At 71.0% G+C, this 13570-nt stretch carries 11 protein-coding genes; 8 read left to right on the top strand and 3 right to left on the bottom strand.

Going from position 1 to position 13570, the window contains the following annotated elements; genetic code table 11:
- Genes QH290_RS20920 through QH290_RS20935 form a run of 4 tightly spaced genes read left to right on the top strand, consistent with a single transcriptional unit; the run spans position 1 to position 4551 of the window.
- Positions 1 to 1548: a bifunctional 3-(3-hydroxy-phenyl)propionate/3-hydroxycinnamic acid hydroxylase gene (locus tag QH290_RS20920; RefSeq protein WP_280384619.1), complete on the top strand. Its 1548-nt coding sequence runs from the start codon at positions 1 to 3 to the stop codon at positions 1546 to 1548.
- Between the two features lie 18 nt (positions 1549 to 1566).
- Positions 1567 to 2493, top strand: a complete 927-nt coding sequence (locus QH290_RS20925; protein WP_280384621.1) for a VOC family protein — start codon at positions 1567 to 1569, stop codon at positions 2491 to 2493.
- A 1-nt stretch (position 2494) separates the two neighbouring features.
- A complete protein-coding gene (locus QH290_RS20930; protein ID WP_280269794.1) occupies positions 2495 to 3322 on the top strand; it encodes a fumarylacetoacetate hydrolase family protein in 828 nt (275 codons plus the stop codon).
- Positions 3319 to 4551, top strand: coding sequence for an MFS transporter (locus QH290_RS20935; protein WP_280384623.1), 1233 nt, complete (start codon positions 3319 to 3321; stop codon positions 4549 to 4551). Before QH290_RS20930 ends, QH290_RS20935 begins: the two co-directional genes overlap by 4 nt.
- Before the next feature lie 94 nt (positions 4552 to 4645).
- Here the strand turns inward: QH290_RS20935 and QH290_RS20940 are convergent, their stop codons facing one another.
- Both QH290_RS20940 and QH290_RS20945 read right to left on the bottom strand, forming a co-directional pair.
- On the bottom strand, positions 4646 to 4969 hold the full coding sequence (locus tag QH290_RS20940) for a hypothetical protein (RefSeq protein ID WP_280384625.1): 324 nt from the start codon (positions 4967 to 4969) through the stop codon (positions 4646 to 4648).
- A gap of 99 nt (positions 4970 to 5068) precedes the next feature.
- Complete coding sequence (locus QH290_RS20945; RefSeq protein WP_280384627.1) at positions 5069 to 6367, bottom strand: aldehyde dehydrogenase family protein; 1299 nt, start codon at positions 6365 to 6367, stop codon at positions 5069 to 5071.
- 332 nt (positions 6368 to 6699) lie between these two features.
- Here QH290_RS20945 and QH290_RS20950 point away from each other — a divergent pair, with 332 nt between their 5' ends.
- Complete coding sequence (locus QH290_RS20950) at positions 6700 to 7731, top strand: AraC family transcriptional regulator (protein WP_280384629.1); 1032 nt, start codon at positions 6700 to 6702, stop codon at positions 7729 to 7731.
- Between the two features lie 84 nt (positions 7732 to 7815).
- The gene (locus tag QH290_RS20955) at positions 7816 to 8406 is read left to right on the top strand and encodes an HdeD family acid-resistance protein (RefSeq protein WP_280269799.1); all 591 of its coding nucleotides are present in this window, start codon (positions 7816 to 7818) and stop codon (positions 8404 to 8406) included.
- Between the two features lie 82 nt (positions 8407 to 8488).
- Here QH290_RS20955 and QH290_RS20960 read toward each other — a convergent pair whose 3' ends face one another.
- Positions 8489 to 9937 carry an SMP-30/gluconolactonase/LRE family protein gene (locus QH290_RS20960; RefSeq protein ID WP_280269800.1) on the bottom strand — a complete coding sequence of 483 codons (1449 nt, stop codon included), beginning with the start codon at positions 9935 to 9937 and terminating at the stop codon, positions 8489 to 8491.
- 339 nt (positions 9938 to 10276) lie between these two features.
- On the opposite strand from QH290_RS20960, the gene QH290_RS20965 reads away from it, so the two are divergent.
- Entirely contained in the window at positions 10277 to 11656 is a 1380-nt protein-coding gene (locus tag QH290_RS20965; protein ID WP_280269801.1) for a cytochrome P450, read from the top strand.
- Between the two features lie 13 nt (positions 11657 to 11669).
- A partial coding sequence (locus tag QH290_RS20970) for a sensor histidine kinase (protein ID WP_280384630.1) occupies positions 11670 to 13570 on the top strand: 1901 nt, incomplete at its 3' end.

A 13570-nucleotide genomic window follows, 5' to 3' on the forward strand; every position in this document is an offset into this window, starting at 1 on the left:
ATGGAGACCGATGTCGTGGTGGTCGGCGCGGGGCCGGTCGGTATGACCGCGGCGGCACTGCTCGCGGCGCGTGGGGTCCGGGTACAGGTGCTCGAGCGCAATCCCGGGACGAGCGACGAGCCGAAGGCGATCAGCATCGACGACGAGTCGCTGCGGATCTACCAGTGGGCGGGTTTGGCCGAGCGGCTGCTGCGAATCATGGTGCCCGGCACCGGCACTCGCTACTTCGACAGTCAGGGGCGGCCCCTGTTCCAGGCGCGGGCCGAGCAGCCGCGCCGCTTCGGCTACCCGTTCAAGAATCCGTTCGCGCAGCCCGACCTGGAACGCGAACTGGCACAGCATCTTCGGCGGCACCCCGGGGCGGGGCTGCGGATGGGCACCGAGATGACCGGCCTTGTCGCCGAAGACGACGGCGTGCGGATCGACTGTGCCGCAGGGCAACTGCGCGCACGCTACGTGCTCGGCTGCGACGGCGGACGGTCGACGGTGCGCGAGCAGCTCGGCATCGCGATGCGCGGGCACAGCTACCCGGAGGTGTGGCTGGTGGCCGACGTGCTCGGCGACACGCACGACCAGCGGTACGGGATGCACCACGCCGACCCGCGGCGCCCGCACGTGATCATTCCCGGCAGCGGCGGCCGCTGCCGCTACGAATTCCTGCTGCACCCCGGCGAGACGGAGGTGCCCGAGCCGGAACTGCTGCGCCGCCTGCTCGCACCGCATCGCGACATCACCGCCGACCAGGTGGAACGGGTGGTGACCTACCGGTTCCACGGCCTGGTCGCCGACCGCTGGCGCTGCGGCCGCGCATTCCTGCTCGGCGATGCCGCGCACATGATGCCACCGTTCGCGGGCCAGGGCCTCAACTCCGGCATCCGCGATGCCGCCAATCTGGCGTGGAAGATCGCCGACGTGCTGGCCGGACGGTTGACCGACGCCGCACTGGATTCCTATGAGAGCGAACGCAAACCGCACGCGCTGGCCACCGTCGCGCTGTCGGAGCGGATGCGACGGGTGGTGATGACGACCGACGCCCGGCTGGCACTGCGGCGCGACGCCTACCTGCGGCGAGCCCTGGCCACGCCCCGTGGCCGGGACTACTTCGAGGGCATGCGCTATCGGCCCGCACAGGCGTATTCGACGGGTTTGGTCGTGCCCGGGCCCGTGCCTGTCGGTGTCGCGATCGGGCAACCGGTGGCGTTCGACGCCGTCACCGGCCGGATGCGGCTGCTCGATGAAATCCTCGGCCCCGGTTGGGCCCTGCTCGGCGTCGGAGTGGACACCGAGGCACTCGCGGCGGAGACGAGACACACACGGCGGTTCGAACCGAACGTGCTGCACATTCCCCTCGACGACCGGATGCCCGCGCGCGCACCGGGAATCGGCTCGATGGTCGATCTCGACGGGCGGCTGACCGCCGACCTGGCCGCCTACCGGGGGCACAGCGTGCTACTGCGCCCCGATCGCTTCGTCGCCGCGGCGTGGCGGCCGGGGCACGCTCCGGACCTCGCCGCGGCGCTGTGCACCGCGGACCCGGTCCCCGCCTGAGAAGGAAGTGACGACACCATGACCGCCCCGAATCGCCTGCTACCGACCGAACCACGGCACGCCGGGGCGCTGCGGCGCACCGCGGTATCCCATCTCGGCATGCGGGTTCCCGACGTGGCCGCGCTGACCGAGTTCTACGGTCGCGTCCTGGGTCTGGCCCCGCACCGCGAATTGCCCGGCGGCGGAATGCGTCTCGGCTGGGGCACCGGTCATCACGTCCTGGATCTGCTACCGGGCGACCCGGCCCTGGACCATTTCGGTTTCGAGGTGACCGAACCCGGCGGGCTGGAGCGGCTCGGCGAGCGGCTGCGGGCGGCCGGAGTCGCCGTCGACCGGCTCGACGAGGCGTTCCTCGACGAGTCGTCCGGCGCCCCACAGGGTCTGGCCGCGGTGGACCCCGACGGCAACCGGGTGCACTTCCACGGACCGGTGCGCCGCGCAGGCGAGCACGCCGCCGACACCGGCCGCCGCCCGATCCGGTATCAGCACCTCACGCTGGCCACCACCGACGTCTCGCGCATGGTCGAATTCTATTGCGGCGCTGTCGGTTTCCGAATTTCCGATCAACTGGCCGATGGCAAGTTCGCGTGGCTGCGCAGCAACCGCGACCATCACACCCTCGCCGTCGTCGCCGCCGGACGGCCCGGCCTCGACCACTACTCCTACGACCTGGCCGAATGGCAGGACTTCAAGTCCTGGTGCGATCGCCTCACCGAGCAGGAGGTGGACGTGGTGTGGGGGCCGGGGCGCCACGGCCCCGGCAACAACCTGTTCGTCTTCTTCGACGATCCCGCGGGCAATCACGTCGAGCTGTCCGCGGAGATGGAGAAGTTCCACGACGACCGCGTCACCTATCCCCCGCGGCAGTGGGATCCGGTGCCGCGCAGCGTGAATCTGTGGGGCGGGCAGCTGGCGAGCTGGCGGAGCACCTCGGAAGGGAACTGATATGGCGCTGGCGACCTACGAACACGACGGGACCCGCGGCGTCGGCCGCGTCGACGGCGATCGGCTGATCCCGCTGGCCGGGCTCACCGAACTCGGGCGCGACACCGATATCGACATCCTCTCCGGCGCAAGGGAACTCCCCGAGGCGGCGGTGCCGATCGCGGACGTGCGGCTGCTGCCGATCGTGCCGAATCCGGACAAGATCATCTGCGTCGGGCTGAACTATCACGCCCACGTGGGCGAGACGAAACGCGAATTGCCCACCTACCCGGTCATGTTCACCAAGTTCGCCTCCAGCCTCACCGGACCGCGCGACGACATCGTCGTCCCGCCGGAATCCGATCAGGTCGACTACGAGGGCGAGCTGGCGGTGGTCATCGGCCGGGCGGGACGGCGGATCCCCCGGGAACGGGCGGCCGACCACGTGCTCGGCTACGCGGTCGCCAACGACATCACCATGCGCGACTATCAGTACCGAACCCATCAGTGGCTGCAGGGCAAGGCCTGGGACGACGCCACGCCGATCGGGCCCTACGTGGTGCGGCCCGACGAGGTCGACCTCTCCCGCGCCGGAATCCGGACCACCGTGCGCGGCGAGACCGTGCAGTCCTCGGACCTGTCGAAACTGATCTTCGACATCCCCACCCTCATCGCCACGATCTCCGAGTTCACCACGGTGCTGCCCGGCGACCTCATCCTGACCGGGACCCCGGGCGGGGTCGGCTACCGGCGCGAGCCGCAGCTGTTCCTGCGCGACGGCGACGAGGTGAGCGTCGAGATCGACGGCGTCGGAAGGCTTGTCAATCGAGTGCGCGGGGAGAAACCGTGACCGGATACGACGCCCGCGCGCGCCTGCCCGCCGTCGCCGTCGTGGGCCTGTGCACCCTGATCGTCATCGCCGAGGGCTACGACCTGATCATGTACGGCGCCATGCTGCCCGCGCTGCTCGACGAACCCGGTTGGGGGATGACCAAATCCACCGGGGGCACGGTCGGCAGCATGGTCTATGTCGGGATGACCGCCGGGGCCCTGGCCGGGGGCCGCCTGGCCGACCGGTTCGGGCGGCGGCGCCCGCTGCTGGTCGCCGTCGCCTGGTTCGCGGCGTGGACCGCGGCCTGCGCGCTGGCGGGCTCACCGTGGCAGCTGGGCGCGTTCCGGCTGCTGGCCGGAATCGGCATGGGCGCGGCGGCCGCGGTCGCCCTCGCGCTGGCCAAGGAATACACCCCGCCCGGCCGCACCGGCCTGACGGTCACGACCCTCATGGCCGGAATCCCGCTCGGCGGAATCATTTCCGCGCTCGCCGGGCTGGCGCTGCTGTCCGATCACGGATGGCGTCCGCTGTGCTGGATCGGCGCGATCGCCTCCGGGCTGGTGCTGCTCGCCGCGCTGGCGCTGCTGCCCGAATCCGAGGAGTTCGCCCGTACCGGCACCGCCAGCCGGGTGCGGGAGCTGTTCACGCCGGACCGCCGCCTGCTGACGCTGCTGTTCGCCGTCGCGGCCTTCGCCGAACTGCTCACCTGGTACGGGCTGAACACGTGGATGACGACGCTGATGCGCGAACTGGACTACCCGATGACCTCGGCGCTGCAGTTCTCGATGACGCTCAACACCGGCGCGGTCGTCGGTTCGTTCGCGCTGGCGATCGCCGCGGACCGGTGGGGCGCGCGCCCGGTGGCCGGTGTCAGCGCGCTCGTGGCCGCGGCCGGGATCGCGTGCTGCGCCGCGGGGCTGTCGGGCCGGGTGGCCCTGCTGGCCGTGATCGCCGTCCTGGGCGCGGCCGCCCACTCCACCCTGAACCTCATCAATGCCGCCGTCGCCGACACGTATCCGGCCCGGCTGCGCGGCAGCGCGCTGGGCTGGTCCAACGGTGTCGGACGGCTCGGGGCGGTGGCGGCGCCCAGCCTCGGCGGCTGGGTGCTGTCGGCGACCGGGCCGCTGCAGGTCTTTCAGACCTTCATCCTGACCTCGGTGTGCGCGGCCGTCGTGCTGGCCGTGCTGGCCCGCTCCGGGCGGCGCGCGGCGGCACTGCGGCCCGCCCGGACCCCGGTGGCCGGATGAGGGCGGCGGGACCGGTCCCGTCGGATGCGGCGGAATGTGGACGAACGGGACGGGCCGTGGAGGGGTCGGCCCGTCCCGTCGACCACAGCGGCGGTCAGCGCGGCTTGATCCGACCGGCCGCCACCAGCACCCGGTAGGCCGCCGACTTGCGCGGGCAGTCGGCGACCGTGCAGTCGAGGTGCTGCTGCATCGTGCGGTGCGCCTCGGGCACCTCGAGCCGATGGTCCGGGGCGCCGTGCGAGAGCCCCGCGGCCACCGGCAGCGCCGGTGGCACCGACTCGGCAAGCAGTCGCTGCCGGATCTCCGCGACGGACGTGCGCCCGGTGGGGAGGCGTTGCGGGCGGATGCTCATCACGATGGCCGCCATCGCGCCGACCATCACCATCGTCGCCGCGAAAACCTGCCAGCCGCCCATCATTTCACCTCCCCCTCGCCGGAAGTGACCTCATCTCCATCATATTCGCAACAGGTGTTCATAACTCTCTCGTAGTTTCGAATTACCTTGATGCAGTGGGCATTACGCATACCCCGGCGGTGCCAGGTGCACCGAGACGTCGTTGCGTCCCACCTGTTCCGCCAGCAGCCGACCGGCGATGTACCGCCCGGCCGCGTCATCGGCGGTCCACACGCTCGCGCACGGACCGCACGGGTCGTTGGCCAGCGCCAGGGCCGCCGCGGCGTCGGCGACCCGGATGACCGGCAGGATCGGGCCGAGGGTCTGCCGGGTCAGCACGCTCATCGCCGGATCGGCGTCGGCGAGCACGGTCGGCTCGAACACCTGCCCTTCCGCGGTGCCGCCGATGCGCAGCGTGGCGCCCTTGGCCAGCGCGTCGTCGATCTGGTCACGCAGGTGGCGCACGTGCGCGGCCGAGGTGATGGGGGCGACGCGGACGTCGTCGGGATCCGCGGCGCCGAACGCGGCCACCTCGGCGACCAGCCGGTCGACGAACTCCTCGTACCCGCGGTCCTGGACGAACACCCGCTCGATGCTGCGGCAGCTCTGCCCCGATTCGGCGAGCCCGCCCAGCGCGATGCCCGCGGCCGCCGCGCCGGGGTCGGCATCGGCCAGCACGATCGCCGACGACTTCCCGCCCAGGTCCAGGCGGCACGGGACGAGCCGGGCCGCGGCGCGCAGCGCCACCACCTTCCCCACCTCGGGCGAGCCGGTGAAATGCACGTAGTCGACCGTGTCGACGACCGCGGGACCGGCCTGGTGCCCGGCGACGAATTCCAGCACCGGCGGCGCACCGATCTCCGCCCAGCCGGTGACGACGGCGCGCACGGTCAGCGGCGTCACCGCCGGGGGCTTGACGAGTACCGCGGAACCGGCCATCAGCGCCGGCACGGCGTCGAACAGTGTCGACGCGAGGGGGTAGGTCCAGGGCGGCAGGACGCCGACCACCGCGCAGGGGCGGTAGGCGATCGCCAGCTGCAATGCCACGCTCGGGTTGCCGTGCGTACGCTGCCACGGTGCGCCGAGAAAATCGGCACCATGCGTGCGATGATAGTCCACGGCGTCGACGCCCAGGCGAAATTCCCGCAAAGCCGCGGCAACCGACTTTCCGGTTTCCGACGCCAGCAGGTCGACCAGCATGTGCTCATTGCCGGACAACCACTCTCGAAATCGCGACAACCACTGCACCCTGCCGACGACACCCCTTGCGCGCCAACCGGTTTGCGCCTGCCGCAGGGAGGTGGCAACGGCTTCGATCCGGTCGGGGGTGTGCGTCGGCAGGGTGCCCAGCGCCCGGCCGTCGCCGGGTGCGGTCACGGTGATCCAGGTGTTGGCGGCGGTATGCGGATGTGTGGACAGCATGCGGTTCACTCCGGGCGAGGTGCAGGCGGAAGGGTCGCTTCGCGACCACTCGGCGTACCGAACAAGGGGAGGAATGCCCGGGTGGGAGAGTTGCGCCGGTCGCGGTGCAGCATGTGAGAAACCGTATGGCTAACGCAAGCGTGCAACCAGCGCGCAATGGGCCAGAAATCGGCGAATATCGGCCGCTCCCAGCAAACTTACCGACAAGTACGGCCCCGCAACCGGTTCCGTGTCCGCGGCCGCGCGCGTCCCCATGGTGTAGGAATTACATTTCTGGTCCCCGATCGGCGGATTTGGGCCAACGGAGCGCGAATCTCTGCGACCATGCGTAGGTGGACGAGCCTGCGCAGGTGCGGTCGATCAGCGGTGTGGCGTTGCTGGCGGACTACGCGGTCACGCGCGGTCTGACCATGCCGGATATTCTGCGGGACACCGGAATTCGCGAACAGCAACTGCAGGATCCGGGCAGCGAGATCACCCTCGCCCAGGAACTCGCGATGCTGCACAACGTCGTCGAGGGCATCCGGGACGAGCCGGGGCTGGGTCTCATGGCCGGACTGCTGTGTCACCCACCGTCGTTCGGCGTGCTCGGCTTCGCCGTGATGAGCAGCCCGACGCTGCGCCATGCCGCGGAGATCGGCGTGCGCTACGCCGACCTGTGGTTCACCGTCGCCCGCCACGCGCTGATCGACCGGGGCAACGAGGTCTGGCTGGTGCGCGACGATCACACCGTGCCGCCCGCGCTGCGCCGGTTCACGCTGGAGCGGGACTTCTCGGCGATCGCCACCATCCAGCAGGACCTGGTCCCGACGCGGGTGCCCACGCTGCGGGTGGAGGTGACCGTCGAGCCGCACCCGGTGTACGAGATGTTCGCGGCGATGCTGGGCGTCGACAAGATCACCTTCGGTGCCCCGCAATCGGTCATCGCCTGGCACACGACCGCGCTGGAACTGCCACTCCCGCAGGCGAATACCGCGACGGCCCGGTTCTACGAGCAGCAGTGCGCGGACATCATGCAGCGGCGGCTGAGCCGCAGCGGCGTCAGCGGCCGGGTGCGCGAGCTGCTGATCCGCCACGGCGGCGTGACCGACCAGTCCCGCATCGCCGCCGACCTCGACGTCAGCGTGCGCACCCTGCGGCGCCGGCTCGCCGACGAGGGCACCACCTTCCGCGAGCTGTCCAACGAGACGATCGGCATGCTCGCCGAGGAGCTGCTCGTCGCCGGGCTCACGGTGGAGAACGTGGCCGACCGGCTCGGCTACTCCAGCGTGTCGGCGTTCACCTCGGCATTCCGCTCGTGGAAGGGTCAGCCGCCCGGGCATTTCGCGCGCACGCACCGCGGTCGCGCCATCGCGCGCGTATAGCCGGGGCTCCATCCGGCCAAGACGTGACTAGTTCGATACCGGCTAATAGGCCGCTACTGGACCAACTGGACTTATCCTGCCCAGATGACAACCAGCAATAAAGCAGCTTTCGAAGGGCCGCTACATCAGCTGGCCCGCGGCGCGTGGCAGTCCATGGTGGTCATCGGCATTCTGTCGGTCGTCATCGGCATCATGGTTCTGGTCTGGCCCGGACCGACGCTCCTGGTCGCCGGCGTCCTGTTCGGCATCTATCTGTTGGTCTCCGGCATCCTGCAGCTGGTGGCGGCGTTCGGCGCACATGTCAGCACCGGCTGGCGGGTGCTCTCGGTCATCAGCGGTGTCCTGTCGTTCATCCTGGCGTTCTTCAGCTTCCGGCACATCGGCGATGCGATCGTGCTGCTCGCGCTGTGGATCGGGATCAGCTGGCTGTTCCGCGGGATCGCGGTGCTGGTCGCCGGTGCGGAGTCGCCGTCGGGCATGCCCGGCCGCGGCTGGTCGATCTTCTACGGCATCGTGCTGCTGATCGGCGGCATCGTGCTGGTGGTGTGGCCGATCAGCTCGATCGTCACGCTGACCCTGGTGGCCGGATGGTGGCTGATCTTCATGGGCGTCATGGAGGTCATCTACGCCTTCCAGGTGCGTGGCGCGGCCAAGCACACCCCCGGCGAGCTGTGAGCCTGGCGTTTCCGATGGTTCGCGAGGACAACTGAAAATATTCGGCCCCGGGCGAATTCGCCCGGGGCCGACTCGTTTCCGCCTAGTGGGCGGTGATGCGGAACAGGCCGGTGGTGGTGCCCTGGTACTGGGTGCCGTCGGGGGCGAGCGAGCCGACCATCTGCAGGGTGTCGACCGCGGCGGTGGCGCCGATTCGCTGCCGGGTGCGGACCGCGCCGGTCGCGGCGTCGATCACGGTGTAGTCGAACGCATCCACCGGCGTCGTCGTGCCCTCGGGCAGCGCGGGCTGCCGGGCGATGGTGTAGATATTGCCGTCCGCGATCGACAGGCGCGGAACCGCCGCGGATGCAACGGAATTCGTCCACGCCACCGAACACCCCGATCCGGCCGGATCGATATCGACGCGGGTCATGCCGCCGCGGAATCCGGCCGACGGCGGATCGCTGGGACCGGATGTGCCCGCGGGGTAGGGATAGCCGTAGGTACTCGCGACGAACACGCTGTTACCCGCGCCGATCGGGGAGTTCTCCGTCCCGCTCGCCCCGGGCAGCACCGGAATCGAGCACACCTCGCGGCCGGTATCGGCGTCGAGGACCAGCAGATGTTCCTGCGGCGCGGCGTTATCGGTGATCGTCACGTAGTCCGATCCGGTGCGCGGGCCGAAGAAGGTCGGGGTCGCACCGGTCCCCCAGCTCAGCTGCCCGGGTTTGCGGGCGGGCCCGCGGTCGTACTCGCGGCGCCAGGCGATTCGCGGCGCCCCCGATTCGTCCACCCGCAGCAGCGACAGGGTGTGGTCCCCGGCGACCGCGATGCCGTCCGGGGCGGCGGCAAGACTGTTCGCGACCCCCTCCCCCAGCGATATCGACGCGACCGCACCGGAATTCGGCTCGGCGAAGCCTGCCCGGCCGTGGTCGGTCACGAACCAGATGCGCCCGTCCCGATCGGGCACCAGCGATTCCAGCGCGTCACAGCCCGGCGCCCCGCACGGCCGCGTCACCGCCTCCGCGACCGACATCGTGCGGCGCGGCACCAGCCGCCACCGGCCCTCCCCGTCGCGCTCGTGGCCGATCCAGGTGATGGCGTCCCCGCCCGTCGCGGCCACGAAATCCCCTGCGGCGTCGATATATCCGTACACGCCGCCGAGCAGGCTGCCCGCCGGGAGGGGCAGCGACGCCAGCGGATCGCCGGACGCCGGATCCAGCAGATACACCACCGGCGCGCGGGTGGCGATATCCGTGCACAGCGCCTGCGGCAGCCCGTCGGCACCGATCAAGATGGTCGGGCAGGCCGCGCCCAGCGCGACGAACCGGGCCCGTACCGCACCGATGCCCGGACCCGGGTTCGGCGTGGTGTCCGATGCCTCGGCGTCGCCGTGCATGGTGGCCGTCCCGGCGGGGCCCAGCCACGGATGTGCGGGCGGCTGCGGGCCGAAACCCTCCGCACCGGCAGGTCCGGGAACACAGGCCGCGCCCGCGGCCAGCAACACCGCGGCCACCCGCAGCACGGCACGATCGAATCCGGGGAACCGCATAGCGGGCAGACTAATACGTGTCCGATGATCCCATGACCCGGCCCGAACCCCTGCGGCACCGCGTCGTGCCTGATACCGTCGAGGAGCCGAGTTCGGCCCGCGCCGCGGGAATGTCGGTGCCTCCCAAGAGAAGACCCGATTGCGTTACGCCCCGAGATCTCGGGGCTTCGCAGGGTCCGACCGTGCGGTCACACTGGGTCGGTGATCACGCTCGGGGGCTGACAAGCACGCGCATGCCTACCGGTCTCTTCGCGCTCGTGCCAGGCACACGATCGCTCGACCGGCAAGACGTACGGGGTTGGATGCGGTGTGCACACCGACAACACGGGAGGATTGTCGATGCTGGACCGAGGCGACGATACGAGACCGGGCACACCACCGCGCAGCGGGCGATTCTCGCTGCTCGGCGAGGCCGTGCCGATGATGCGCGACCCGCTCGCGGTGATGCAGCGCCTGACCGCGCAGTGCGGGCCGATCGCCGAATTCCGGCTCGGCCCCACGCGGGCCGTGCTGGTGGCGGCGCCGGAGCAGATCCACGAGGTGCTGGTCGGCAAGGCCGACGATTTCGGCCGCGCCCGGGCCATGGTGCTGGGGCTGTGGCCCGCGCTGCGCAACGGCCTGGTCATCTCCGAGGGCGAACTGCATCACCGCCAGCGCGGCCTGATCGGCCCGCTGTTCACACCGCGGCAGATGACCGGATACGTCGGCGCCATCGGCGCCCAGGTGCGCGCGCATCTGGACCGATGGGCGGTGGCCGGGCGGTTCGACGCGCTCGAGGCCATGCAGCGACTCACGCACGACATCATGGGCAACCTGTTCGCCGGTGAATCCCTCGCCGACGACGAGGAGACCCTCGCCGCCATCACCCGCGTCTTCGACTGGGAGATCCGGCTGCTGACCCGCCCGATCGTGGCGCCGCTGAACATCCCGACCCGGCGCAACCGCACCTTCCTGCGCGATATCGCCTACCTGCGCGGGCGCGTCGGCGACCTGGTGCAGGCCCGCCGCAGTGGCGCCGAGACCACCGACGACCTGCTGCAGGGCCTGGCGCGAGCCGCGGACGACGACGGCGAGATGGACTTCGAGCAGGTCGTCGACGAGGCTATAAACCTGTGGGCTTCCGGGATCGAAACATCCTCCGACGCGCAGTTCTGGACCGCGTACGCGCTGGCGCGGAATCCGGAGGTGGCGGCCAGGGCCCGCGCGGAGGCCGATCTCGTGCTCGGCGGACGCGTGCCCACGGTCGAGGATCTGCCGAAACTGCAGTACTGCCTGCAGGTGTTCAAGGAGACGCTGCGGCTGTACTCACCGGCCCCGGCGTTCCTGCGACAGGCGGTGCGCGAGACCACCCTCGGTGGCTATCGGGTGCGGCGGGGCACGGTCGTGTTCGTCGCGCCGTACGTGATGCACCGCTCCCCCGAGTGGTTCCCGCGACCGCTCGAGTTCGACCCGGATCGGTTCGCGCCCGACCGCAAGCTGCCGCGGTTCGCCTATCTGCCGTGGGGTGCGGGGCGGCACGTCTGCGTGGGCTCCTCGCTCGCGCTGCTGGAGGGCCAGATCTTCACCGCGATGCTGCTCACCTCCGGGACGCTGACCATCGACGACAGCGACTCCGTGCGGCCGCATCTGCAGACCAACCTCCGTCCCAGGGACCGCGTCCAGGCGATGTACGAGGCCCGCGACAGCGCACCGGTGGGCGATTCGACCGCATGCGTGTGAATCGGAGAGCGCCGTGACCGCTGCGGCCAGCGGTCGTCCCGGTGCGCAGACAGGTCCCGTGGCCGCGCGGCTGACCCGGTCGGCGGCGCTGCTCATCGGCGCGATCGGTGTGTTGCTCGGGCTCGCGGTGGGCCGGGAGGCGTGGCAGCAGGCGCGCCTCATGGCGTGGTGGTGGACGCCGCTGACGGTCGCCGCCGTCTTCGGCGCCTGCCTGATGCTGGTGATTCTGGCGTTCTCGGCGCCGCTGCGCACCATCCGGGGGCTGTGCGGCGCCGTATCGCTGGCCCTTCTCGCCGCAATTGCGCTGGCGCCGTGGGCCATTCGCCATCCCGACCTGCAGGACGACCCGTTCTGGCTGCTGCGCACGGTGGCGCTGGGCGCGGCGGCGGGCGCGCTGGTGTGGCGGCCGCGGGTCGCCGCCGTCACGCTGGTGCTGGCCGTGGCCGGGGGCGCCCTGATCAACGGCATGGTGCAGGGCGGGGTGGGATGGCTGTCGTTCTTCCTCGATTTCAGCCGGAATTTCGGCATCGCGGGGCTGCTCACCTGGGGCCTGATCACGGTCGCGCGGGCGGCGGCCACCCTGGACGACGAGTCGAGGCGGGCCGAGCAGGATGCGGCGCAGGTGGCGGCCGCGGACGCGAAAAGCCGTGAGCGGGCCCGGTTCGCCGCGATCATCCACGACGATGTGATGTCCACGCTGCTGGATGCCTCGCGGGGCCGGGACGCCGCGGTGCTGGGCCGCCAGTCCCGAAAGACGTTGCGCCAGTTCGACGAATTCCGCCGCAGCGAGGAGCGGGCGGGCTTCGATGCCTTCGGCGCGATCGGGATGCTGCGGGCCACGGTGTCGGCGATCAACTCCGGCATCACATTTCGATCGAAACGACTGTCCGGGTTCGCGCGGCTGCAGGTTCCCGCCGATGTCGGCGACACCATCGCCGCGGCGCTGGCGGAGGCGGTCCGCAACAGCCTGCGGCACGGCGGCGGGACCGGTCGGCGCGTGCACCGCGAGGTCACCGTCACCGTCGGCACCGGGGCGCTGCGGGTCGAAATGCGGGACGACGGAGCCGGTTTCGATATGGACGCGGTCCCCGCCCACCGGCTCGGGGTGCGGCGCAGCATTCTCGCGCGGATGGCGGACCTGCCCGGCGGGGCGGCGTTCGTCGATTCCGCTCCGGGACAGGGGACCACGGTCACCCTGGTCTGGGTGCACCCGAGCACCGACGGGCAGGCACCGGAGGCCGAACCCGCGCCGGTGCGTCATGCGATCGCCCCGCAGCGCTGGGATCTGCGCGGACTGCTCGGCCTGCGCGGTCGGCAGGGGGCGTTCGTGACGGCCGTCGTGCTGGCCACCATCGCCTCCATGGCGGTATCGAACCTGCGCAACATCCCGGACCACCAGATCGGAATCCTGGTGGCCTACGCGGTGATCGCGATCGCCGCGGTCGTGACCATCGGCATCGACACCGATCCGTTCCCGTGGCCGGTCGCGCTGGTGGTCGCCGCGGTCGGCCCGCTGGCCACGAGCCTGGCCTATCACCGCGTCGACGCCCTCACGGTGCACCAGTTCGTCTGGACCATCTACGCGACCTCGGTGGTGCTGTGTTTTCTCGCCGTCCGCGGTCGCAGCGGTTACGCGGTGGTCGGCATCGGCGCGACGACGCTGGTCGCGGTGGCGGGTATCGACCTCGGTGCGCGCGGGATCTCGCTGTCGATGACGCCGATCGTCATCGTCGCGAGCGGGACGCTCATGGCATCGATCGCGAGCTCGAATCTACAGGCGCTGCGCCGGTTGGCCGACGAGTCCGCCGCCCGGGCGGCGGCCCAGGCCACCCAGCGCGCGCACGGCGCGGCGCGGGCCCGGCAGCTGGGCCGCCGCGCCGCCCCGGCGCGGCCCCTGCTCGAGCGCATCCCCGC

The organism is Nocardia wallacei, assembly GCF_029869545.1.
In the GTDB taxonomy this organism is placed as follows: domain Bacteria; phylum Actinomycetota; class Actinomycetes; order Mycobacteriales; family Mycobacteriaceae; genus Nocardia; species Nocardia wallacei_A.